General features: G+C 43.0%; 18 protein-coding genes. 11 read left to right on the top strand and 7 right to left on the bottom strand.

Features of this window, described 5'->3' with window-relative positions:
- Positions 1 to 397: 397 nt before the first annotated feature.
- The 3 genes from NXZ84_RS09920 to dapD all read right to left on the bottom strand — a co-directional run bounded on the left by NXZ84_RS09920 (position 398) and on the right by dapD (position 3,535).
- On the bottom strand, positions 398 to 1,528 hold the full coding sequence (locus NXZ84_RS09920; protein ID WP_258840092.1) for an N-acetyldiaminopimelate deacetylase: 1,131 nt from the start codon (positions 1,526 to 1,528) through the stop codon (positions 398 to 400).
- Positions 1,529 to 1,543: 15 nt separating this feature from the next.
- Positions 1,544 to 2,755: an aspartate aminotransferase family protein gene (locus tag NXZ84_RS09915; protein WP_258840091.1), complete on the bottom strand. Its 1,212-nt coding sequence runs from the start codon at positions 2,753 to 2,755 to the stop codon at positions 1,544 to 1,546.
- 69 nt (positions 2,756 to 2,824) lie between these two features.
- Positions 2,825 to 3,535, bottom strand: a complete 711-nt coding sequence (gene dapD, locus NXZ84_RS09910) for a 2,3,4,5-tetrahydropyridine-2,6-dicarboxylate N-acetyltransferase (RefSeq protein ID WP_258840090.1) — start codon at positions 3,533 to 3,535, stop codon at positions 2,825 to 2,827.
- Between the two features lie 207 nt (positions 3,536 to 3,742).
- Here dapD and NXZ84_RS09905 point away from each other — a divergent pair, with 207 nt between their 5' ends.
- From NXZ84_RS09905 to NXZ84_RS09885, 5 genes are all read left to right on the top strand, one after another.
- A complete protein-coding gene (locus NXZ84_RS09905) occupies positions 3,743 to 4,330 on the top strand; it encodes an SDR family NAD(P)-dependent oxidoreductase (RefSeq protein ID WP_258840089.1) in 588 nt (195 codons plus the stop codon).
- Positions 4,312 to 4,479, top strand: coding sequence for a hypothetical protein (locus tag NXZ84_RS09900; protein WP_258840087.1), 168 nt, complete (start codon positions 4,312 to 4,314; stop codon positions 4,477 to 4,479). The genes NXZ84_RS09905 and NXZ84_RS09900 overlap by 19 nt, the downstream gene beginning before the upstream one ends.
- A gap of 59 nt (positions 4,480 to 4,538) precedes the next feature.
- Positions 4,539 to 5,753, top strand: coding sequence for an MFS transporter (locus tag NXZ84_RS09895; protein WP_258840085.1), 1,215 nt, complete (start codon positions 4,539 to 4,541; stop codon positions 5,751 to 5,753).
- A 93-nt stretch (positions 5,754 to 5,846) separates the two neighbouring features.
- Positions 5,847 to 6,197, top strand: a complete 351-nt coding sequence (locus tag NXZ84_RS09890) for a deaminase domain-containing protein (RefSeq protein WP_258840084.1) — start codon at positions 5,847 to 5,849, stop codon at positions 6,195 to 6,197.
- A gap of 2 nt (positions 6,198 to 6,199) precedes the next feature.
- Positions 6,200 to 6,625 (top strand): hypothetical protein, encoded by a 426-nt coding sequence (locus tag NXZ84_RS09885; RefSeq protein WP_258840083.1) that lies wholly within the window; start codon positions 6,200 to 6,202, stop codon positions 6,623 to 6,625.
- Between the two features lie 52 nt (positions 6,626 to 6,677).
- Here the strand turns inward: NXZ84_RS09885 and NXZ84_RS09880 are convergent, their stop codons facing one another.
- Positions 6,678 to 7,151 carry a hypothetical protein gene (locus NXZ84_RS09880; protein ID WP_258840082.1) on the bottom strand — a complete coding sequence of 158 codons (474 nt, stop codon included), beginning with the start codon at positions 7,149 to 7,151 and terminating at the stop codon, positions 6,678 to 6,680.
- A 178-nt stretch (positions 7,152 to 7,329) separates the two neighbouring features.
- Between NXZ84_RS09880 and NXZ84_RS09875 the strand changes: the two genes are divergently transcribed.
- The 3 genes from NXZ84_RS09875 to NXZ84_RS09865 all read left to right on the top strand — a co-directional run bounded on the left by NXZ84_RS09875 (position 7,330) and on the right by NXZ84_RS09865 (position 16,578).
- On the top strand, positions 7,330 to 15,447 hold the full coding sequence (locus tag NXZ84_RS09875; protein ID WP_258840081.1) for a DNRLRE domain-containing protein: 8,118 nt from the start codon (positions 7,330 to 7,332) through the stop codon (positions 15,445 to 15,447).
- Positions 15,448 to 15,533: 86 nt separating this feature from the next.
- Complete coding sequence (locus NXZ84_RS09870; RefSeq protein WP_258840080.1) at positions 15,534 to 16,013, top strand: hypothetical protein; 480 nt, start codon at positions 15,534 to 15,536, stop codon at positions 16,011 to 16,013.
- A gap of 64 nt (positions 16,014 to 16,077) precedes the next feature.
- Complete coding sequence (locus NXZ84_RS09865) at positions 16,078 to 16,578, top strand: hypothetical protein (RefSeq protein WP_258840079.1); 501 nt, start codon at positions 16,078 to 16,080, stop codon at positions 16,576 to 16,578.
- Positions 16,579 to 16,859: 281 nt separating this feature from the next.
- Here NXZ84_RS09865 and NXZ84_RS09860 read toward each other — a convergent pair whose 3' ends face one another.
- Positions 16,860 to 18,164, bottom strand: a complete 1,305-nt coding sequence (locus NXZ84_RS09860; protein ID WP_258840078.1) for a DUF2254 domain-containing protein — start codon at positions 18,162 to 18,164, stop codon at positions 16,860 to 16,862.
- 172 nt (positions 18,165 to 18,336) lie between these two features.
- Here NXZ84_RS09860 and NXZ84_RS09855 point away from each other — a divergent pair, with 172 nt between their 5' ends.
- From NXZ84_RS09855 to NXZ84_RS09845, 3 genes are all read left to right on the top strand, one after another.
- Complete coding sequence (locus NXZ84_RS09855) at positions 18,337 to 18,666, top strand: antibiotic biosynthesis monooxygenase family protein (RefSeq protein ID WP_258840077.1); 330 nt, start codon at positions 18,337 to 18,339, stop codon at positions 18,664 to 18,666.
- A 219-nt stretch (positions 18,667 to 18,885) separates the two neighbouring features.
- The gene (locus NXZ84_RS09850; protein WP_258840076.1) at positions 18,886 to 19,728 is read left to right on the top strand and encodes an MBL fold metallo-hydrolase; all 843 of its coding nucleotides are present in this window, start codon (positions 18,886 to 18,888) and stop codon (positions 19,726 to 19,728) included.
- Between the two features lie 90 nt (positions 19,729 to 19,818).
- A complete protein-coding gene (locus NXZ84_RS09845; RefSeq protein ID WP_258840075.1) occupies positions 19,819 to 22,836 on the top strand; it encodes an efflux RND transporter permease subunit in 3,018 nt (1,005 codons plus the stop codon).
- Between the two features lie 105 nt (positions 22,837 to 22,941).
- Here the strand turns inward: NXZ84_RS09845 and NXZ84_RS09840 are convergent, their stop codons facing one another.
- A complete protein-coding gene (locus NXZ84_RS09840) occupies positions 22,942 to 23,265 on the bottom strand; it encodes a hypothetical protein (protein ID WP_258840074.1) in 324 nt (107 codons plus the stop codon).
- 148 nt (positions 23,266 to 23,413) lie between these two features.
- On the bottom strand, positions 23,414 to 24,889 hold the full coding sequence (gene cshA / locus NXZ84_RS09835) for a degradosome RNA helicase CshA (RefSeq protein WP_258840073.1): 1,476 nt from the start codon (positions 24,887 to 24,889) through the stop codon (positions 23,414 to 23,416).
- Positions 24,890 to 25,047: the final 158 nt, after the last annotated feature.

Genomic DNA, 25,047 nt, shown 5'->3' with positions numbered 1-25,047 from the left:
AATTTTATACGAATGTGCGATAAATCATGTATATTGAAGCTATTATTTATAAGGTAAACTTATTATTTGGAAGTAGATGAAAAGAAGAGAAATCGATGTAATTACTATAATGGGGTAGGAATTATTTGATGATAGTTTTAACGATGTTGATAGATTGTGCTTATATCTGACTGTTAGGGTGAAGTGATTTGTATAAAGAGAGAGAATAACATCAGATGATACAATATATAGAATATTAATACTATAATTTAATAGTGATACTCTTGTTGTGTAATATAATTAGATGGTAAATGAGGAGCGAGCCAATATGAAAGGCGAGATTGTAACAAAAGCAAAATAGGAAAAAGCATGGGGAGTGGGTCAGCCCATGCTTTTTTGCCCCGAGTGGATAGGATATTTACTCGCCCAGTGAAGTGAGATAGCTAGTCATGAGATGGATTGCGATACCGATCGCATCCTCATCAGGTTGAAGCTTGGCGTGATGTAAGCCGTATGGGGTGTCAACGCCAAGCCAAAACATGAATCCAGGAATCTCACGTACAAAGTAACCAAAGTCCTCCCCAGTCATCGCAGGGGGAGAGTGAACTACATGGACAAGCTGGGATGCTTGGGCCCACTCCATAAAGGAACGGGTGAGGTGTTCGTCATTATATACTTGACAGTAGTTAGAGCCCCAATCGATAGTCGCTTCACATTGATAGGCGAGCTCTATTCCACTTACAAGCTCACGGATACGACTCTTTACTCTTTTCATGGTATCCATCTGGAGGGCGCGAATGGTGCCTTCTAGTCTAGCGCTACCAGCAATAATATTTTGCTTTGTGCCTGCTTCCATTTTCCCGATGGTAAGAACGGCTGCCTCTTGTGGATCTACATTACGAGAAATAATACTTTGCAGTTGGAGAGCTAGTTGGGAGCTAGCTATGACCATATCATTGGCTTGGTGAGGGCGAGCAGCATGACCGCTCGTTCCAACGAGATCGATAAAGAGCTCTGATGTATTGGCGAAAAACGTACCGGGACAAGTAGCGATACTTCCCACGGGAAGTTCAGGTGCAATATGGAGGGCGAAAATGAGATCAGGTTTCCATGTTTGCCATTCTTTGCTGGCGAGCATTGGTTCTGCGCCACCCGGTCCTTCTTCCGCTGGCTGAAAGATAAAAAGTAGGTCATCTGCGATGGGATGATGGGTGAAGTAAGTTAAAATCCCGAGACTAATCGCCATATGCATATCGTGTCCACAAGCATGCATATAACCAGGGTGCTGCGAAGTGAATGAGTAATCTGTTTCCTCTGCGATCGGGAGCCCATCCATATCAGCGCGATAAGCGAGACAACGAGTAGGTGCCGTGCCGTGTACGCGTACTAATATCCCTGTGCGCCAGGTTTTTACTTCGATTCGTTCCTGTGGAAGTGTAGCCAGATAGCGCAGGAGATACGTTTGTGTTTTTACCTCTTTGAAACCACCTTCTGGGATTTGATGGAGATCCCGTCGAATTTGAATAAAAGGATCGGGTGAGAGATTCATATATTTCCCCTCCTATCATGAGTCACTTACTCGATGGTTTATATAATGATCCAGTGTAAAGATGAAGTGATCGATCTCATCGTGTTGCAAGGTGAGAGGAGGAAGCAAGCGAATCACTGTTTGTGCGGCTACATTAACCAATATTCCTGCATGATAGAGGTCGCGTTGGAGCTGTTGGGCTTGCTCAGGGGTACACGATGTGCGAATGCCGAGCATCATTCCGAGACCACGCACCTCTTTGATGATGTGAGGATGCTTTCTCTGCAGTTCTATTAGCTTTTGCCATAGATATGCTGCGGCTTTTTTTCCCATCTCCAACTGTTCTTGCTCCAACAATATATCAAGTACTGCATTTCCTAAAGCGGAGCTTAATGGAGAAGGGGCAAAAGTGGTTCCATGATCCCCAGGTTGGAAGAGATCACATGTGTTTGCGTTTGCGATGATCCCTCCCAGTGGAAGGCCGCCACCAACTCCTTTAGCAAACAAAATCACGTCGGGTGAAATATCGCTGTGTTGATAGGCAAACAGTTTGCCGGTGCGGCCCATGCCGGTCTGAATTTCATCTATGCAAAGAAGCATGGAGTGTTGATCTGCAATTCTTCGGGCGCCTTGTAGGTAAGAAGGCGATAAGGGATATACGCCGCCTGCCCCTAAAACGGGTTCTAGTAAAATGGCTGCAGGCTGATGTTGATGACAGATCGCTTCTAAAGAGGATAAATCTTCACCCTCTACCTCATATACAGGTAGATCGATTTCTGGATAATCTTGATATACTCCGGGTTGACGGGTGAGGCGAATAGCTCCCATCGTGCGACCATGGAAGCTATTCTTCATGACTACAACCCCTCGCTTTTCATTTTGCTCACGGGTGCACCACTTATGAATCAGTTTGATTGTTGCTTCGGTCGCTTCTGCTCCGGAGTTGGCAAAGTAAACCTTGCCCCTGACGAGGGAATGGGAGAGCAACCGTTTGGCAAGCCGAATCGCGGGTGGATTTAAAAAGAGATTAGAGATATGTAAAAAACGATTTCCTTGCTCTGTAAGCGCTTTGAGTACGGTTGGATGCGAATGACCAACGACATTGACCCCTAATCCCGTTACCAAATCGAGGTAAGCTTTTCCTTCGGTATCGTATAAATAGTTGCCCGTCGCTTTTTCGATCGCGATCGGTAGGCGATTGACGGTAGACATGATATAGGCTTGATCTTGATGTGACCACGATTCCATCTTTTTCCCTCCTTTTTTAGAAAAATCAGGGCCTGTGTGTAGACAGGCCCTGACCGTGGTAAAAGTGATTTACAGCTGACGCAATTCTTGTTTAATCTCTGTTTTGGAACGAGTCTGCTCGTCAATTTCTTTAATTACGCGAGCAGGTGTACCTGCCACAACGGTGTTAGCTGGTACATCTTCAATTACGACCGCACCTGCGGCTACAACAGCACCTTTTCCGACGCGCACACCTTCTAAGATAACAGCATTTGCGCCGATGACTACATCATCTTCAATGATGACTGGGGTAGCTGAGGGGGGTTCGATCACCCCGGCAATGACACTGCCTGCTCCAATGTGGCAGTTTTTCCCGATTGTCCCCCGTCCGCCGATAACCACATTCATATCGATCATGGTACCTTCTCCGACTACGGCGCCAATATTGATAGCAGCCCCCATCATGATAACGGCACCCTTGCCGATTGTTACTTGCTCACGGATGATCGCACCAGGTTCAATGCGTGCCTCAATTCCTTTCATATCGAGGAGAGGAATGGCAGAATTGCGACGATCTTGTTCCAACACATAGTCCTCAATCAGCTCTTGATGTTGAGTGAGGATCGGCTCAATCTGCTTCCAGTCACCAAACAAAACACCAACATTTTCATTAATAAAGGAGTGTATTTCAGTGCCGAAGTTGATTCCGGCTAACTTTCCTTTAATATGTACTTTCACAGGTGTCTTCTTTTCACTGTTTTGGATATACGAGATAATTTGATTTGCGTCCATCATGTCCATGTTTTCCAATCCTTTCTCTTATAAAACGTGCCTAAGAGCTATCTGTGCAAAGTATATCATAAATGAAGGAAGGTGTTGAATGATTGATTTTCTGGGACGAAAGGAGGAGGGGAGTTATAGACCATCGGACGAGTAAAGTTGGTCCTCTCGATCCATGTGTGAAAAGTCTATTTTCACATAGAGTGAAAGCAAAGGAGGAGAGAAGCAATGGTGATAAAGGATGCAAAACACGCTTTGGTTGTAGGGGGAACAGGCATGTTACGGGGGGCTGTGCTTGCATTGGCGGAATCGGGATGGAGTGTCACGGTGATGGCACGTTCCCAGAGACGCTTACATCAGTTAGTAGAGGAGGTACAGCAACGTGGGTATAAAGGAGCGATTCACCCTGTTGTGACTGACTACACCTTGGAAAAAGAATGGTTAGAAGATTGTGAGAGGGCGAAAGAAGCATATGGCCTCTTTCAGTGTGTAATCGCATGGATTCATGGACCGGCCGTACATGCTCCCTTGCAGTTAGCGAGGTGGCTAGAGCAGAGTGAATCGCCTTCTCAATTCTATCATGTGATCGGTAGTAGTGGGGCTGATCCTACGGTTGATCAGGTGGGACGTCGTGCGCCTTTTCAAAAGCTACAACGGGTGAGCTACCATGAAGTTGTGCTTGGATTTATAGATGAAGGAAGCTATTCACGCTGGCTTACACATGAAGAGATTAGTAGTGGAGTGTTGCATGCCCTTGAGACATCGGAAAAACAAGTCATTGTAGGAAGCGTACGTCCATGGACGAAAAGACCATAACAGGGGTGATTGATTATTCATGGTTATTTCGCATCTGGAAATTTGCTCTGCCCCTTGCAGAGCGTTTTTTTATCATGGATGCGCAATCTACTATCAGCAGTAAGCTACGGCGAACTAACAATAAATTCAACTATTTTATTACTCGATAAAAAGATTATTTCGGAGCTCTGTGGTAAGTAGGTAGATGAGGGGGAGGGGGAGTATGCTCGTGAAATCGAACAGTCGTGCCTCTCTCTATAAACGTAATCATAGATTTCGGTTGCTATGGATGGGACAGGCAGGGAGTGTGGTGGGTGATTGGCTTCATACGGTCGCGCTGATGCAGGTAGTAATGGATATAACGGCGTCTTCCTTGTCTGTAGGTGTGGTGTTGATGTGCCGTTCAGTTTCTAGTATTGTATTGGGGCCGTTTCTTGGTCCTCTAGTGGATCAATGGTCAAAACAGAAAATACTTATCTATACCAATCTAATGCGCGCGGTCGCGGTGCTACTTTTTATTGGTGCGTATGAGTGGGGACAGATCGTGCTCATCTATGTTGCAGCTCTGGTTGTGGGATTAGGGAGTGCTTTTTTTCAACCAGCACATCGTTCTTTGCTAACATCTATTGTTACACGCAATGATTTAGCAGAAGCTAATGCGTGGCTGACGATGACTAACAGTGTGAGTATGATGCTTGGGGCAATAGTGGGCGGGGTTGTGACGATGATCTCGCCATCATATGCTTTTTTTATCAATGCAGGTTTGTATACTGCCTCCGCCTATGCTTTTCACCAGATGGTTTTTATGACAGATAGCAGAGAACGGGATCAAGCGATATTTCACTACCTTTCATCTTTATGGGAAGGGTGGAGGGAAGTGAGGCAGAACCGCCATATTCGTGCGATCATATGGATCGGGATCTGTTGGGGACTAGCAGGGGGTGGATATTATGTATTTCTTCCGCTGTTAGGGCAGCAGGGTTCTAGCTGGGGGCTAGGTCTGCTCTACGCTGTGGATGGAATAGGCGTGCTTGTAGGCTCTTTGTTAGTGAGGTGGCGTTTGGGAAAAGAAGAGCGTATTCAGAGGATTAGTTACGGGATCTCCTACATAGGACAAGCGCTTGGTTTTGTTCTGCTCACGCAAACATCTAGCTTTTATGTAGCGATATGGTTTCTTCTGCTGATGCGTATTTTTAGTGGCATTATTATCCCGTTAGACAGTACACTATTACAAACCCATACATCCAAACAAACGATGGGGCGTGTTTTCGCTTTACATATGTCTACATACGGAGGGATGATGCAAATTTCCTACGTGTTGTTCGGCTGGGCATTTAATAAGTGGCCTATATGGTTGATTGGGGTAGGGATAGGAACAGTATCTTGTTTGAGTGGAATCATGTGGTTGATTGTGGTGTGTAGAGGAAAGCAAAGGAAGAGTTAAATCATACCAGCTGAAGAGGTATGCGTTATTTACAAGGAGTGAAGTTTAAAGCATGATAGTGTATATAGTGATTCGTCTTAGGGAGGTATACGTATGTCAGAAGAGCAAGTGCCGTTAAAACCAGCGCACCTTCGTCGCTTTAAAACGTTAAAGGTAGACGGGATGGGAAACATTAATACAGAAGAGGGATATGATCGTGCGGCAGAACCGATCCCGAAATTATTGGAACAAGTGGCAGAACAGTTGCAAGACGATGTGACGGCGAGTGGGACATTAAAAATTCGAGTAAAATTCCCTCCCTCCATCAGTTGTCAATGGGTGATGATACAATTTCATAAACAGTATCCTCATATTTCATTACAGATATTGGATTTGGAAGGGCGAGATATTTTGTTTTTTGCAGGGGATCCGATTGAAGACAACAGAGGGGAAGGGGAGAGGTAATTATGGCTACTTGGGTTCAGTTAAGTGATGAACGCTTGGGGTTGTATGAAATATGTGTCCCGAGCGAATACACAAAAAAAGTTGTGATGGATATCAGTCAAATTTTAGAACTCCCTTTTGACAAAGAGCGACTGACGCATAAATTGGATAATAATGGTGAACAGGGCGTGGGTAGTGTCTATCTTGTAGAGGATGAAAAACGGCGAGTCTTGTTGTTATTGGAATGTGCGAACACGGATTGGCTTCATACCTTGTGTGTTTTATATGATGAGTCGCTCCATCCGCCCATTTACAAGCGCATGGCGCAATGGGATCGTCTCTGTCGAGAGGAGTATCAGCAGCCACGACCGGAAGGGTATCAACTGCGTAATAAACGGATGGAGGAGAATCCTTTGTTTAAACAAATCTTTCGTAAGCACCGAAAGTGAACAACCTGTAAAAATGTTTCTCTATAAGAGAAAAGAGTGATTTAGAGGAGCTTTATTCTCCCTTCAACTCTACCTTTTTCCACTCCTCAATTTTGAGATCTTTTAGATCCCCCTCTTTTTCTGCCTCCGTAAAGGATTTATGCTTTAGAGTGTCTACCTTGATATCGCCGGCATAAATCCATTGCTCACCCCTTTTTTCCATATATATTCCCTTGAGGGAGGGACCTTTCGTCAATTCAGGAGAGAAGTAAAAATAGATTGCGCGTCGTTCCTTTTTATCTGTTTGTTTGGAAGCGATGCGTACCTCCCCAGTTGGTTCAAGAAAAGTGGGGATATGAGCGATGCTCTCCTTGCTTTTATTTCTTCCTGTAAGTTTAGAGAGGATCCCAATATCTCTATTACCCTCGGTATATAATTCCACTACATAAGTGAGTGCTTGTTGCTCAGCGTTATCCAATTGATTTTTCCCTTCGCAAGCGGTTAGCACTAATAAGATAGTGAGAGCTAGTATAAGCTTCTTGCTCATTTTACCATTCATCTCCTAGTAATCGTTAGCTGACATATTAAGATAATATAGCACTATATTTCAAAAAAATCTATTGCAGTTTTCTAGAATTTATGTAAGATAGATAAAGTGCTCATAAAGATTTATAGTCAAAAAGTTAGTCTATATGAGTTCCAATTTTGATATTAGGAGAATGAATATGAAGTATGTGTATGAGCGAAGATATCGCTCTGTGCGAAGAGTGGTATCTGTTTTTTTAATGCTCGCATTAGTGGTTACTTTAATCCCTGTCCAATCGGAACCTGTATTGGCAACAGAAGAAACTAGTGTATCGGAACCAAAAGAGAAAGAACTTATCGAAGAAAGAACGGAAGATTCAAAGGTTATTGATAATGGTGATGGCACCTTTACAAAAGAAGTTTATTTTGAACCTATCCACACTAAAGAAGGATCTAAATGGGAAGAGATTTCTACTGAATTAGTTAAAAAGGAAGATGAAATCAAACCTGAAAATACATCTATCGATGTTACTTTTGCTGCGGAAATTGAAAATGGGGAGTATGCAAGGGTTGTTTCTGGAGATCATCACCTTTCTTATTCCTTTATAGGGGCAGATGGAGAAGAGATCGTTGATGAGAAAGAAGAAAGTAAGGAAGGAGATAAAGAAGAAAATCAGGATAAGCAAAGTAATCCTGCTGAATCACGTTCAGATAAAACATCTCAAGTGGAATCGCAAAAAGAAGCAGAAAGATCTGCTTTGGAAATTGAGGATGCCAAAGCTTCTTATGATGAAAATGAAGTTACATATGAGAATGTTCTTCCAAATGTTGCTTTGCGCAATAAAGTGTTTAATACGAAGATTAAGGAAGATATTATCCTTCAGAAAGAGACTGGCCTGGATACCTTCTATTTTTCACTAGATACCGATTTAAGCGCTGAAAAAAAGAAAGATGGTACGGTCACCTTCGAAGATAAAGAAGGAAACGTTGTTTTTACACTGACTAAGCCGTATATGTATGATTCAAATATAGATCCGAAATCAGACGAGCCTGCACAATCTGATCAGGTGGATTATGTGCTAACGAAAGAAGAGGGAAAGCTCATACTTGCGATCAAAGCGGATCGGGAATGGCTGAGCGATCCAAAGAGAAAGTACCCCATTTATGTAGATCCCTCAACGACGAAATCGACCGCGGGCGATACGTATGTTTCAAGTAAATATACGACGACGAACTATGGGTCTAGCGATCAATTAAAAGTGGGTTACTATGATGGGACTACCGGTCGCAATCATTCTTATTTGAAACAGGATGTAAGTGGCTTAAAGGGAATGATTATCGAGTCTGCCACCCTTAACGTGCATGTGTTTCATAGCTACTTCTTCGCTCCTACGAAGACAGGGCTATGGCTTGATGAAGTAAAGGGTGATTGGACTGAATCCGGTCTAACATGGAAAGTACAACAAGATAAGAAGATCACATCGACCAACATTGGAATGAAAAACGTTGCCCGTGGGGATAAGGTTTCGTTTAATGTGACGCAAACTGTTCAAGCATGGGTAAGTGGAACAAGAAAGAATAATGGTTTCAAGTTTCATACCAACGGCAATGATCAAGAGTACTGGAAAAAGATAATATCATCTGAAGGTTCGGGTAGTAAACCATACCTTTCGATTAAATACCAATCACCGCAACCAGGAAAACCAAAGGGGTTAGCCTACTCCAATTGGGAAGGAAGTGGGAGTGGCTTTATTGATTTGAAATGGGATCCAGTTCAATATGCAACAGGCTACTATCTCTGGATTTTTAATGGTAAGGAATATCAGAAGATTGACGTAGGGAATACCACTCATTTTACGACGAACAACAAAAAGATTTGGCCGACAGAAGAAGAAATTAAGGCGGGAAGATATCAGCTCCACATGGATGCTAACGGGAAGTTGGATGGAAAAGGAGCTGATTTAGCGAAAGATCCCACCCCTGTATATAAAAATTCAGGTGGTACGTACAAGGATTATTATTATTTCCGCGTCAGTGCAAAAACCCCTGCGGGAGAATCGGAGCGCTCTGATTATCTCAAGATTTTGATCCCTAATCGAATAGCGGACCTCGGAACGGAAGAGTTTTGGGCATTTGGTGAGATTCCCGGGGGTGATATCAATGCCGTTACAGGTAACATGATTATCACCGAAGTGGACTTGGAATTGCCTGGGCGTGAACTCGACATGGAAGTAATTCGTACCTATAATAGTCATGCAAGCAAAGTGGGGATATTTGGTCGAGGTTGGTCTTTTAACTATGAAATGTCATTGCAAGCAGATGAGAAAGGGAATGCTCTTCTCAATGATATGGATGGTGGGAAACACTACTTCCAACAAAAAGATGATGGCTCATACGCCCGTCCTCTCGGTGTACACCTGAAGTTAGAGGGATCACAAAAAGACGGGTGGACGTTAACGGATAAGGATCAGACGATCTACTCCTTCAGTAGTGAAGGCAAACTAACTTCTATTGAAGATATGAATAACAACCGTTTATCGTTAACGTATAATGATAAAAAACAATTGACCAAACTAACTGATCCTAGTGGTCGTTCGTTTCACCTTACTTACGAGGGAGAACAGGTGAGCAAAGTAACAGGTCCCGAGGGACGGGACTGGGTGTATACGTATAACGATAAACGAGACTTGATCTCTGTTACGGATGAAACAGGATCAAAGACTCAGTACGGTTATTTTGCTAATGGGACAATGGGTATTGTGATTGATCCCGATGGGGGTAAGACGTGGTATACGTATAATATCTTTAAGCAATTAACTGAGATTATTGATCCAGAAGAAGCGTATACGGACATTGAGTATAACCCTGAGGAAGGGAAAACGATCGTATATGACGCTAATACCAATACGACGGAGTACTATTACAACGATGCGGGGAATTTGATTAAGGAAGTTGAAGATCCCTTCGGCTTAAATTTAATCACAACGTATAAGTACGATCGTAATAACCTGATCGAGGTTTGTGACCCGGAAGCGAACCGGGAAGGTTGTAACGAGCCAACAGAATCGTATCAATATGATGCAGAGGGAAATTTGACGCGAGCGGAAGATGCTGCTGGTGGTGAATCCTTTAAATATGATAAGGATAACAATTTGGTAGAGTATCAAGATGCTGAAGGGGACACCTTTGAGTATATCTATGACGATAAAGGGAACGAAGTAGCAGAAATTGATCCTGATCAAGTAAGTGAAGCCCAGGTGTTAGATGATAAAGGTAATATTGTTGAAGCGACGGATGAGATGGGTACTTCTGAAAACCTGATCCTTAATCCGGGGCTGGAACGTGTGGACTTAGGAGAACCAGATGGTTGGCATACGATTCGTTCGCAAGACGATGGCTTGGTTACGGTAGATGTAGGTGAGAAAAAGAGTGGGCGATATTCACTTCGTCTTACACCGAAGACAGATACCGACAGTTTTGGTTATCTCGCTTCTACCCAAGAGTTAGACGTTGTACCAGGGAAGGAGTATATGTTATCTGCTAACTTAAAAGCGAAATCTTTAAACGGGGCAAACGCTTTTCTTAATGTTGTCCAGCTCAACGATCAGGGAGAAACCATTTCGGGCACATGGCAGGATACTCGAGCTGACGAAATAAATGGCACAACAGAATGGACTAAACACACGTTAAGCGTGAAGTCTCATGCAGATGCAAAGAAAATTAGAGTCTATTTAGAAGTAGATCATCGCAGCAAGGAAGCATCAGGTAGCGTGTGGTTTGATGAGGTTACTTTTCAAACCGATGAAAGTTTTAAAGTACCATTAAACTGGGTACCTGCTGTTTCACAGGATGGTGGCGCCATCGATCTTGATAATGAAGTTATGTATGAAGGAAACCCTTCTATTCGAGTTGATTCAAAGGCTCGTAATGATTTCTTTGGCTATATTGCAGGTGTACAAGAGCGGCCCGTACAGCCTTCTAGTCAATATACACTCTCAGCAATGGTAAAAACAAAAGAGATTAGCGAAGCAAATGCTTTCCTTCATATTGTTCAAGTGAACAAAGATGGTGAAGAGCTATTGGGAAGTCGCTTAGATACGCGTTTGAAGCCAGCGCAAGGGACAAGCGAGTGGAGTAAAAGAGAAATCACGATTCCTACGCGAGCGGATGCTGCGAAGGTGAAGATTTATCTGCAAGTAGATCATACCAATGAAAAAGGTTCAGGGACGGCTTGGTTTAGTGATGTCCAACTTAAACATGATCCTTCACTACTAAAAAATAGTGGGTTTGAAGGAGGGCTTGTTCCTACAAACTGGGTTGCAAAAACATATTATGATGATGGTTTTGCTGAAATGGATGCTGTTACAAAGTATAGTGGCAACCATGCGCTCAAAGTAGTTACTCGCTCTACCTCAGAGAAGCTAGGATATGCAGGAGCGACTCAAGAGTTATATGTAGCGCCTAATACCACCTATACATTTTCGGCGATGATTAAAACGAAGGATCTAATAAAAGCAAATGCTTTCTTAAATGTGAAGCAGATGACGTCTACTGGGAAGACGGCATCGGCAGGTTGGAGTGATAATCGCTATAGTGAGTTGAGTGGAACTCAAGATTGGACAAGAAGGCAATTTACCTTCCATACCGGTCCAGACACTGAGAAAATTTTGATGTATCTCGAAGTTGATCATACTGATTCTGCAGGGAATGGAATGGCATGGTTTGATGAGATTCAATTAGAAGAGGGGGATTACTCCACCAGTTATAACCCGATTGAAAACAGTAGTTTTGAAGACGGGCTAGGAAACTGGATACGCTCAGCTGGTACTGGGAAAATTGACTCAACCGTATCGTTTGAAGGTAGTCAGTCTCTGAAGATGGAGCGGAAATCAACTACTGATGGAAGTGTACAATATCTGCAGTATATTCCTCTAAATCAAAAGGAAGCGACTCCAATTACAGTTACCGGGTTAAGTCGTGCTGTGAATGTAGTAAACAAAGAGGCAAACGAAGCAAATAAGGATTACTCTATCTATGTGGATGCGATCCAAGATGAGGGTAATGGTAAGACGAGCTATAACACGGATCAAGCGAAGTTTGCTCTTGGCAGTCATGGCTGGCAACGAGCAGCCGTTACGATCACACCGGACAAACCACTCAAAGAAGTTCGTGTGTATGTTCTCTTTCGTGGTAAAAACACTGGAACAGTATGGTTTGACAACATTCGTGTAAAAGAAGGAAGCGCGATTGAAAAGTACGAGTATGATCAGACCGGCAATTACATTACAAAAGTAACCGATCCAACAGGTGAGACAGAATCCATTCAATACGATGCGTTTGGTAACGAAACTGCGATTACGGATGCACGTGGTTTAAAGACAGAGTATACGTATGATGATTCTAACCAGTTGAAAACCGTCACCTTACCAGATAAAAAGTTGAAGGTCGTTTATTCTCATGATGAAAATGGGAACGTGATTGAGAAGAAGGTAATGAGCGGCGATGAGAATACTTTGTATAACAAGGTTACGTATACCTATGAAAATGACCTACTCGTTGCGACAACAGATGAGTTAGGCAGGACGACTAGATATCAGCACGATGGTGAAGGCGATGTTACATCTACCACTCATCCGAATGGAAAAACGGTAACACATATCGCAGGTGAAGAAGGGTCCAGTCTGGATGTCGCCTACGATGGAGAAGAGCGTTATCGCATTCACTACGATGTAAACGGTAATGAAGTGAAAATTGAAGACCTGGCTTTGCAGATTGCGAAAGAGAATACCTTTGATGAAAGTGATCGTCTCACTCAAATTACCCAAGGAAAAGGTAGCATTGGCTGGGAGTATAATGATAGCGATGAATTAATTAAGACGCGGTTCGCCCACGGCGATCAGCAAGCTGTAACTCAGTATGGTTACAATGAATCAGAACAAAATACGGAGATTAAAGATGGCAAAGGAAATGTTTATCGTTTTGATTATGATGAGACCGGAAATGTACGTACTGCTATCTATCCTAATGGTGTTGGATTGTCTGCTAGTTATGACGACAATATAAATGTAACTGAGGTAGCAATCGGTAAGAGTAATGGTGATGCGATCGCTCAGTATCAGTATGAATACGATGCTAACGGCAACACCACACGTATTCAAGAAGAAGTAGCAGGATTGGATTTGCCGTATACGTATGATGGACTGGATCAACTGATTTCCGAGATGGATCCGGCTACGGGAAATACAATTTCCTATGCGTACGATCCAGTAGGCAATCGTACGGAGAAAGTGGTAAAAGATAAGGATGGGCAAGTGGTTAGTCATGTCAAGTATAATCACAACACGGGTAATCAGCTCATTCAAGTAGACGATATTGATTATAAATATGATGAAAACGGAAATCGGATTGAAGATGGCCAGTATCTCTACAGTTGGGATGCAGGTAATCGTCTAGTAGAAGTGAAAGAGAAGAAAACAGATAAGCGTGTGGCAACGTATGATTACGACGAAGATGGGCGTCGTGTCCGCTCTACCATCAATGGTGAAGTAACCAACTATCATTATGATGGTGCTGGAATCGAAGTTCTTTATGAAACCGATGCTAGCGACGAACTGACTCGTTACTATACGTATAGTGAAGAAGGTCAGCTTCTCAGTATGACGAAAAGAAGTGGTAAAACCTACTTCTATCAGGTGAATGCGCACGGCGATGTAATAGCAATTACAGATGAAGAGGAAAAGATCGTCGCTTCTTACACCTATGATGCTTGGGGCAATATTGTCTCGCAATGGGGTGAGATGGCGAGCGAAAATCCTTTTCGATATGCAGGCTATCGGTATGACAACGAGACCGGTATGTATTATCTGATGGCTCGTTACTACCAACCGGAAGAAGGTGTCTTTCTTTCCGCAGATCCTGATCCAGGAGATGAAGATGATCCACAGTCCCAAAACGTGTACCTTTATGCGAACAATAACCCGATTAAATACATCGATCCGGACGGGCATTGGTTAAATGTTGCGATCGGTGTGGTGTCAGGTGCCTATAAAGGTTACAAGACTTATAAAAAGACAGGTAGCTTGAAAAAAGCTGCTTGGGCTGGATCGAAACAAGCTTTGATGGATGCCATTCCGGTTGGGCGAATCTTTAAAGCTGGTAAGTATCTTTATAAGGGTGGTAAGAAAGCATACAAGTATGCGAAGAAATATAACAAGAGGGTAAAGAAGAAGCCTTCGAAAAAGAAAGTAAAGAAATACAGCTCGACAAAGAAAGTAAAGAAGAGCAGTCAACGACGATATAGTTCAGGAAAGAAGTATAAGTCAAAGACGAAGTCTAGAGTGAAACGTAAATACTCTCGCAAGCAAAGCAAGTACTCTGGAAAACGGACGAGCCGCTCTACTAAATACTCCAACTCACGCGGCAGCCGTAAAATGAAAAAAGGCGAGAAGAGAGCGTATAACAAGCAAGTAATGAATCGAAAAGCGCCGAAAGCGGATCGAACGAAACGGGAGTTGGAAAGAAAGAGAAGGATTGAACGAATCCTTGAATGTCAAGCAGAAATGAATGCTATCTCGGCAAAAACACAATCGGTAAGCGTTAGAAGTGCGGGGAGAAAAGATTGTGATAAAGATGAGGACCAAGATGACTTAGACGAAGAAGAGTTCGATACGTTAGAGGAGCTTTTAGAATTAGATGATGATGATGTACATGAACTTCCTCGTGCATATAAAGATGGGAAAAATGATGAGTGGTATCAAAGTATGTCAGACTATGTTGTTGAGCTAAGATCTGAATTAGGTAGCAACCATTACCGAGACGGAAATATTGCGATATTAAGTGGTGAAATTAATGGAACGCCTATTGAAATGAAAGCTCATTCAAAAAAGAAAGCGGATCGAGCACGAGGTTGGGAAATCGATTACAAGCAATACCCTGATAAGAAAACGCACTTCCAAGTTAGGGAGTGTAAGAAGAAGACAGGTACTTGTAAAGAGGCTGGATCTAGAAGTGAAGATGAAAGAGACGAATATGAAGATCGGGGACGTGATTCTGAAGTAAAGATATTTGAACGTTTAGCTCGTGATCTGAATATGGAAGTCGGAAAGCGAGATGAGACGGTGAAGGGTACTCTAAAGATATTTACTGAACGAAAACCGTGCGATAGCTGTAACTTTGTAATGACACAATTTAAATGGCATTATCCGGGTATAGAGATCGAGGTTGTCTCTAACGAGGAGACAGGTGGGTACGGTTCAGGTCTTATGGAAGTAAATAGAGTAGATGATGTGGATAAATTGAAAGAGAAAAAAAAGAAATGAAGTCAATGCAGCAATTGCATGGTACTAAGTACTGTGCAATTGCTGCCCAATATACAGAATATAAGCTAGGAAGAGGTGTTATTTAGATGACTTATGATCAATACAGTATACGCATCGATGATGCGGAAACAGAAATGACGGTTGCTTTGATCTTTAGATTTTTACAAATACCTTACAATCATGAGGTTATAAATGAGAATCGAGAGCTTTTTTATTTGCGTAAGGATCCACGTGATCTAAACACTTTTGTCATAGTAGAGCGCTATGACTTAGGGACTACAATTGTGATTCGGTGTTCGCACTCAGAAAGTGCCGAATTGCGTGCATTGCTAGATGCAATTGGGAGAGGTATAAGGAGTTTGTATGAAGAGTACCGTGGACCAAGTCTTACAAATGAACGAGGAACAAGTTCAGATTATGTAGAGAAGTACATTCATCGGGGATTGATTACGAATAAAGAAATATTAGACCCTACGAAAGATGAAGTTGTTGGATGGGTGGATAATAGAGCAGCACGCATTATTCGGTTGGATGAGGTTGAGAAGAAGCGATATGATAAGCGATGAAGAGAAGGATAATCTAGATAATTTTATTGCAAAGTATGCGGATTAAAAATAGGAGGTATTCAATTTGAAGATGTACCAGTATGAGATGCTAGTGATGGGTAGTGTGGTTCCTATTATCATTGCTGATTTATCTCATTTATTAAATTTAAAGATAAGAGATAAGGAAATATACCTTGCATCTGTAAGTGAAAACGATTCAGTAGAAAGTGTTGTTGGACTATACAGAGCTGGTGATGTATCCAGAATGATTATTGAATATGATGAAAATGATTCTTACTTCTCATGGCTGATCATTCAATGTTCTGAACAATTTCGAGAGGAAGTAAAGTCGCGAATGGAGTCATGGATTCCCTATTATAACGATGAGATGGAGTTATGGTGTTCTGACTTTGATGTGGAAACAATTAAAGGTGAGCGCCCGTATCCCGACGATCATAAATTAGAAAACGTCTATGATAAAGAGGATAACGCATTAAAGCGCATCTTAAAAAAGCATAACACTGATTTGGAGAGTATTTTACTTAAGACAGAGCCGTATCTAGAGCGGGGAGGTGTTGAAAAGTAGTTAAGAAACGTCAGGGAGTATTTTTGCTTTGACGGGTTTGAAATTCAACAGTGGATAGACCAAAGTATATTAGACGAAAAATCATTACGAGATCCACATATGTTAGAACTAGAAGTATATCCAGAGAATATTGATATAGATGAGGAAGATTGAGAGGTGGGAGCATGCCTAAAAGAGGGCGTGCTCCCTTTATTATATTTTAGTATTGAAGTCATGAATCGTTGATGATTGGCAGTAGGATAAGTTTAGTTGGCTACAAGAGAATAGTCTCTTGTCCTCACTTACTTTACACTTTTGCCACAAGCCTCCGCTACTTGTCTCACATGTCCTTGGTAATACTCATGATCCAGCTTCGATAAACTGCCCTCGTCTACGGCTTCCATTATATAGCGGGCAAAGCTCCATATCTCTTTTTTGAGCGGTGCACTTTGGATGAGCGCAATTTTGTATAAAGCCTCTAAGATACCACATACGACGGAGATATCGTGTTTGCCGTAAATGCGGATTTGGTAAAAAGCTTTATAGAGGTAATCTTTGTATTGGCGGGGTTTTATGATGAGACGTAACTGATGGTTACTATCGGCAAAGTAACATAGGGGTCGATATACTATTGCCAGTTCAAAGAGTAATGAGCCGATGCGATTGATACAGTTTACGGCAGTATGAGGATCATTGATACTAGGAGAGATTGCTTTAACTGCTACTTCGACTAATTTCTGAATCGAAAACTCGATATCTTGATCATCGGTGCGCTCATTGCCAATCAAGATATAGTGGGTGCAAGCGGTTAAGTCCTTATTCGTTCCATCTGTTTCCTGCCAATAGGTGAAGAGCGGGAGCCCTTTTTGAATATAATCGCCAACACGGAAGTGAGCTTCTAGCAGGAGGTTATTTTGCTGAGCCCAGCGTAAGAGCGGTTGAAATTGAATACGTTGGATGTAGCCAGAGTGGGGAGCAGCAATGGTACGGCCCACGGACGTTTGTAGAGATTTAATATCATGTAGATCCCAATCTTCTTCTACATGATATTTTTCATCAGAAAAAGTGGTTTGAATTACTTGTGACGCACTGCTCCGGATTTGTCCGATCAGGTTATTTACTTGCACAAAGCGAGCGGAATGGTGAATAAAGAGAATGAAAAAGGCAAGGCAAACCACAGCGACAAGGACGGTAAGTGTAGGACTGATCAGTCCACTTTGATCTCCGCCCAATAGGAGCAAGTGTAAGAGTGAAAAGACGAATCCGAACGAGTAGACACCCAATACATGCTGAGTGACACGACTGCCCATAAAGTCCTGCAATGTACGAGGAGAGAATTGGGTCGTATAAGTCGTTAGTACAACCATGATGGTAGAAAAACTGATAGTGGTCATTGTTAAGATTGAGGTAATTAAGGAACTATATAAATCCTGTGCTACACTTTTTTCCGTCAATAATAATGAGGGCAGTAAGTCTTTTAACTTGGGGACTACCCACACATCGAGCGCACTGGTTGCAAGCACTGCCCCGAACGAGATGAGACTATATAACGCGGGTAAAAACCAGAAGCTATCTCTAACCTTTACCCATAATTTTTCGCTATTCATTTTCTCTGCCCCTCTGCTATGTAAGTCCTTCTTGTATGCTTCCCTGTGAGGTTGAAAATGAAACGATGATCTAAAGTAATGTTGGTGCACAATTGTCATAGATTGAAAGATTAAAAGAAGATATGATGATGATGTGAAACTTCAATTGGTCCATATGGGGGAGGTTTTTTTGATGGTTAACAGAGAACAAGCATACTATGCGGTGATATTTACATCTACTCGTAAGCAAGAGGATCAAGGGTATGACCAAATGGCAGTAAGAATGGATAAATTAGCAGCCCAGCAACCAGGGTATATCGGGGTAGAAAGTGTGCGTGATGAAGGGGGAAACGGGATCACGGTCTCATACTGGGAAAGCGAAGAGGCGATCCAGCAATGGAAACGTCATGCCGCTCATCAATTAGCGCAAGAAAAAGGGAAGTCGATGTGGTATGAGGATTATTATGTACGTATTTGTAAGGTGGAGCGAGAGTATGGTTTAAACAAAAAGGATAGGAAGTGAATTGTGATGAAAAGGGATGGTTTGCGCATGGGCGAGCATCCCCTTTTTCTTTCACACCGGGTTCTTGCTAACCCATTTTCATTTTCTCCGCCTTCAGTCGTAGTAAAGTTCCCACCTTCAGATGGAGGAATCTCTCCACCTCGATCCGCATGAGGAGACAGAGGATTGGGTTTATACTGGAAAAGAAAGTAACGGACCTTATGTGGGGAGAGAGTAGCGATGGGGAGCGATCACATCTGTATCACCTGCGGTACACATTATGGACGGAAGAGAATCAATTGTCTTATCTGTGAAGATGAGCGTCAATATGTGCACCGGGAAGGGCAATCTTGGACGAGTATGGAAGAGATGAGGCGGTCAGGATTCCGCACGGTATGGCGTAAGCATGAGAAGCACCTTTACGGTATTGGAGTGGAACCTCGCTTTGCCATTGGACAGCGTGCGCTCTTTATGCAAACAGAGCAGGGGAATGTGATGTGGGATTGCATTCCGTACTTAGATCAGGAAACAATTGAAAAAGTGAATGCATTAGGGGGATTGCATGCGATTCTGATTTCACATCCGCACTATTACAGTGCGATGGCGAAGTGGGCAGAGGTATTTGATTGTCCTATATATCTTCATGAAGCAGATCGTGAGTGGGTAATGCAATCGAGTCGACACATTCGGTTTTGGTCAGGGGAGGAATTGCAACTATGGGAGGGGGTAACTGTACGAAAGGTCGGAGGACATTTTGCTGGCAGCAGTGTATTGCATTGGCGTGAGGGGATGGACGGAAAGGGAGTCTTGCTTACAGGAGATTCTATCTACGTGACTGCCGACCCACAATGGGTTTCTTTTATGTACGGGTATCCCGTAATGATTCCACTACCAAAAAGCGAGGTAGAACGAATTGTAAGTATAGTTTCAGATTTACCATATGAAAGATTGTATGCTGCTTGGTTTGATAAAGTCGTCTTACATGACGCAAAAGAGCGAGTACGATTGTCCGCAGAGCGATATATGGCAGCGCTGGAAGGACGGCTTTTGGCGGAGAGGAATCTTTCTCCTCAGCATACTTAAGATTTCCCTAGTAGAGAATGCAGGTAATGATTGGTACTATTAAGATATGAGATGAAAAATCTGAAGGTAAAGGGAGAAGGAGAGCGACGAATGATAACATGGTTGACAAAATGGGCATTTAAAAATCGTGCGGCTGTGATTGTAATGGTGATCATCACGTTAGTGTTGGGAGCGATAAGTTATACATCACTTCCACGCGAGTTCCTGCCTTCGGCGGATCAGCCGTTGATAACAGTTGTTGTGTTTGGTCAAGGGGCAGATTCTGCTACAGTGGCGAGACAAGTGACAGATCCGGTCGAAGAGGCGGTAAACACTGTAAAAGGAAAGACGAGTGTTCTTTCCACTTCTTCAGATGGTTTCTCCAAAGTGGATCTCTATATTGACGCGGATGCAGATATTGATGAAGTGAGTCGCGAAGTAGAAAAAGCAGTCGGGGCACTTAACTTACCTGAAGGCTATTCAAAACCAGCGGTATCTCAACTTAATACAGATATGATTCCATTGTGGCAATTGGGAGTCTCTTTCCCAGGTGAAATTACGCGTGAAAGCATGGAAAAAGTAGAAACCGAGGTGATTCCTCGTTTCGAAAAAATTGATGGTGTTGCAAGTGTAGGTGTATATGGGAAGCAGACGACCGAGGTACTTATTGATGTAGATCAAGAGAAGATGGCACAGTACCAAGTTCCTGTGCAAGCATTGCAAACATTACTGAGTGGCAAAAATATATCTGTTGCTGTTGGTAGTGAGACGGTGGATGGAAAAACCACCAATATTAAAGTTGTAGGCGAACTAGACAGTGTGAAGTCATTGGAAAATTTACAGGTGACAGAAAAAGCAAAGCTAAAAGATGTAGCGAACGTAAAGGTTGTTTCTCAAGGAGCGGATGAGAAATTTATTACCCGCATTGATGGTAAAGAAGCAGTATCGCTTATTATGATGAAAGAAGCGAGTGCCAATGCGGTTGCTACAGGTGAAAAAGTAGTGGAGGCGATGGAGTCATTAAATGAAGAATACGCTTCCGATTTTAAAATTACGACTTTGATCAACTTCTCCGATTTTATTGTCAACTCTGTGAACAGCATGATGAAAGAGGTATTGCTGGGTGCCCTCTTCGCTACGGTGATTATTTTGCTGTTCTTGCGGAATTTCCGTATGACACTAATCTCTATTCTCTCAATTCCACTCTCCATAGGGCTAACTTTATTTCTGCTCAGTATGTCGGGGATAACGTTAAACATCCTCACACTGGGTGCGGTAGCTGTGGCGGTGGGACGTTTAGTAGATGATTCGATTGTTGTGATTGAAAACATATACCGCCGGGCGCAACATGAAGCAGTAACAAAAGAGATGGTGGTGGACGCAACAAGAGAAGTAGCTTTGGCAATTACGTCTTCAACGTTGGCGACTGTTGTGGTATTCCTACCTATCGGTTTAGTGAAATCAATGAAGGAGTTACTCCTACCCTTTTCCCTAACGATCACTTATTCGTTGATCGCTTCTCTGCTTGTTGCTTTACTCGTGGTACCACTCATGAGCAAGCGATTGTTAAAGCAAAATGGGAAGCACCGCGAAGTAAATCCGATCCGTTATAAGAAGATGCTGACGTGGAGTTTAAATCACAAATGGCTACCACTAGTGATGGCGGCTATATTGTTTATTGGTTCGCTGGCACTATTTACTCAAATTCCTCAGGGAGTGCAGGAAGCGGCAGATAACGATCTCTCCGTCATGGTAGAGTATCCTAATGCGAAAAGCTTTCAGGAAGTGAAAGAAGAATCGATTCAATTAGAGAAATTCTTGCAAACACAATCGGGGGTAGAACATATCAACTTATTGATCGGTTCTAATCCAGAAGATGCACAGTGGGGACAGGTGAAGTCACCCAATCAAGTAGAATACTTTATCACCATGAAAGACGGTGCAGATACGGAACGCATCCAACATGAATTGGAAGAGGAGACGAAGAAGTATCCGGATGGCGAATTTAACGTGCAATTACTCTCTATGACCCCAGGTGGAAATAGTACGATTGATCTTGATTTATCCGGGGGAGATTCGTCAGACCTTTTACAGGCGGCAAAATTGGTTGAAGAAAAAATGGCTACTATTGATGGTGTAGAAAAAGTATCAAGTAATATGAGTGAGCGTAAACCTACGCTAGCAGTGGAAGTAGATATAAACGAAGCGAATCCACAGGAAATCGCGACACAAGTAAGTACTTTCTTTCATCCCGTTCCTATCGGAATGATCCAGATCGAGGGCAAGGAGACGAGAGTGGCACTCGATTTGACACAAGAAATACAGAATGAAAAAGATATTGAAAAGCTACCAATTGCTACAGCTACTGGAGTAACTACCTTAGGGCAAGTGGCAGAGGTTGAAAAGTCGGATGAAGCTACTTCGATTTATCGCAAAAATGGAGAAGAGTATGTGCGGATTAGTGTAAAGGCGGAGGCCGATCGTCTCTCCACTGTCGCACAAAATATCCAGGTAGAAAAAGAGAAGATAGAGTTACCCGATGGTGTGAAGATGACCGTTGGGGGGGCGAGTGAGGAACAAGCCGAACAGTATCAGGAACTTTTCTTTGTTATGCTAATCTCGATCGCGATCGTTTATCTATTGATGGTGATGACATTCCGTACGTTACGTGCTCCGCTCGTGATTCTCTTCACCTTACCTCTGGCCTTGATCGGTGCGGTTCTGGGATTGGTGATTGCGCAAATATCGGTTGATTTAGGGGCGATGATTGGTGCGTTGATGTTAATCGGGATCGTGGTAACCAATGCGATTGTCTTTATTGACCGAGTAAAACAGAATGAAGAGAAGATGAATATTCGCGACGCCTTAATTGAAGCAGGTGCGACGCGCTTACGTCCTATTTTGATGACGGCGCTTGCCACCATTTGCGCGATGTTACCTCTTCTATTTATGGATCAAAATGTGGGAAGTTTAGTTTCCAAAGGATTGGCTGTGGTTGTGATCAGCGGACTTGCTGTCGCAACGCTGCTTACCTTGATTATTATTCCCGTAGTTTATGAACTTCTCCACTTCCGCAAAAGTAAAAAGCAGCGGATAGAAAAAGCAGAACAGGTGACGACTACAGTATAATTCAATCGTCCAGGGTTAGGAGAAACCTTAGCCCTGGACGATTCTTGTTTGTGCTAACGTTAAATGGGGTGCCCGATCTCCACTAGGTACCTGTCAAACTTTTTATTACTTCCGCTTCTCTCCTAATCCAGCACCAAGGGCAAGAAAGATATAAGGAAAAGATAACAAGATCAATTCTAAAAATCCGAAACCGTGAAAGAGCTGTGGTTCGGTTGCTTGTCCGTCGGAGTAGTAACCACCATCTGTCATATATAAGCCAACAAGGAGGTAGAGAAGAAAGGAGATCGTAAATGTGATGCCTGTGACTACATTTAACTTTATCTTGGAGAGTGTGATTGCGAGATAGACGGGGTAAAGAAGTCCTAAGATGAGTAACATAATCGGAATATAGACAGGTTCAAATATGTATAGTTCAAGACTATCAGACATGTGAGGACACACCTTTCCAAATAATAGGATAAAACGGGGTAAAGAAATAATACCCTACATCCGATAATATGTAAAGAGATAGATTAGCAATGAAAAGCACCTATTCCTTTAAGGAATAGGTGCTTTTGCTGTAGGGTTTTTCTAAGTGTTAGTCGGCGTTGCTATAACGTTTGCGGCCTTGTCCACCTTGACCACCACGTTTTTGATGAGGGCGTGAGCGATGATGGCTGTTACGCCCACGTCCACCGCCACTGTTACGTCCACCACCACTGCGGCCTTTCCCTTTGGAGAAGGAAGAGCGTTTGCTGCGAAGGGGTTCTTCCGTTAGCTGGATCGGGGTAGATTCTGGTTCTTTGGTTAACAATTTGAGCGCTGCGGCTAAGAGTACAGCTGCATCTGTTTCATCCAACAAATCTTTGGCGATGCTGTTATACGATTTGTAGTCCCCTTTGCTTACTGTGGACAGTAATTTTTCTACGGTTACTTGCTGTTGCCCTTCGATGGCGGCAGCAAATGTAGGAACTGGCTTGCGATCGATCTTACGCTTGGTGGTGCGTTCGATGAGATGCAAGTGATCCATTTCACGTGGAGTTACAAAGGTAGTAGCAAGCCCGATGTTACCCGCACGACCAGTCCGACCAATCCGGTGAACATAGCTTTCAGGATCTTGTGGGAGGTCAAAGTTGTATACATGTGTAACACCACTGATATCCAACCCACGAGCTGCAACGTCGGTAGCGATAAGGAAGTCGATGTTTCCTTCACGGAATTGACGCAGCACACGATCCCGCTTTGACTGTGTCAGATCACCGTGCGTTCCCTCTGCGGAATACCCGCGGCTGATCAACCCTTCGGTTACTTCATCTACGCGGCGTTTGGTACGAGCGAAGATAATAGCCAATTCAGGTGAATGGATATCAAGCAGACGACATAAGACATCAAACTTCTCTTTTGGACGAACTTCCATGTAATGTTGTTCGATCTTCGGCATCGTTACCTCTTTTGCCTTGACACGAATCATCTCTGGGTTGTTCATAAATTTCATAGCGAGATCTTGAATGCTTTTTGGCATCGTGGCAGAAAACAGTAAGGTTTGTCGCTCTTCTGGTACTTCGCTCAAGATAGTTTCAATATCCTCAAGGAAGCCCATGTTTAACATTTCGTCTGCCTCATCCAAGATGGCAAGCTGGATGGCATGAAGGCGAATGGTGCGACGTCTCATGTGATCCATCAAGCGACCTGGGGTACCTACAATGATTTGTGGGCGTTTCTTTAAGGATTTAATTTGTTTTCCGATCTCTTGCCCACCATAAATAGGAAGGGAGCGGATTCCGCTAAACTGACCAATACGGTTTAATTCCTCAGCTACTTGCATCGCTAGCTCACGGGTGGGAGTTAAAATGAGAGCTTGCACGTCACCGCTCTCTTTATCGATTTTTTGAATGAGGGGAATGCCAAAAGCAGCGGTTTTCCCTGTACCTGTCTGTGCTTGTCCGATCAGATCCTTGCCTTCTAAGGCAACAGGAATCGTCTGTTGTTGGATGGGGGTTGCTTCTTCAAACCCCATTTTGTTCAGTGCGCGAACAATATAGTCGTCGATATTAAAACTTGTAAATGTAGACAACGTATCGTACTCCTTTAAATGGTATTCATCAATCACACTTCTTTCCAACACCTGCTTATTTATTTATATCCATTTATACGGGTTCTCATAAAAAAGCAGGAGTGTAAAAACTCCTGTGCAGGTTGTAGAAGCTGTCTGTGAATAACCAAAAAGAAGCG

The sequence above is a fragment of the Mechercharimyces sp. CAU 1602 genome (assembly GCF_024753565.1).
Classification (GTDB): domain Bacteria; phylum Bacillota; class Bacilli; order Thermoactinomycetales; family JANTPT01; genus Mechercharimyces.
The sequence above is the reverse complement of the archived record's forward strand: the minus strand, read 5'-3'. Positions and strand labels throughout refer to the sequence as shown.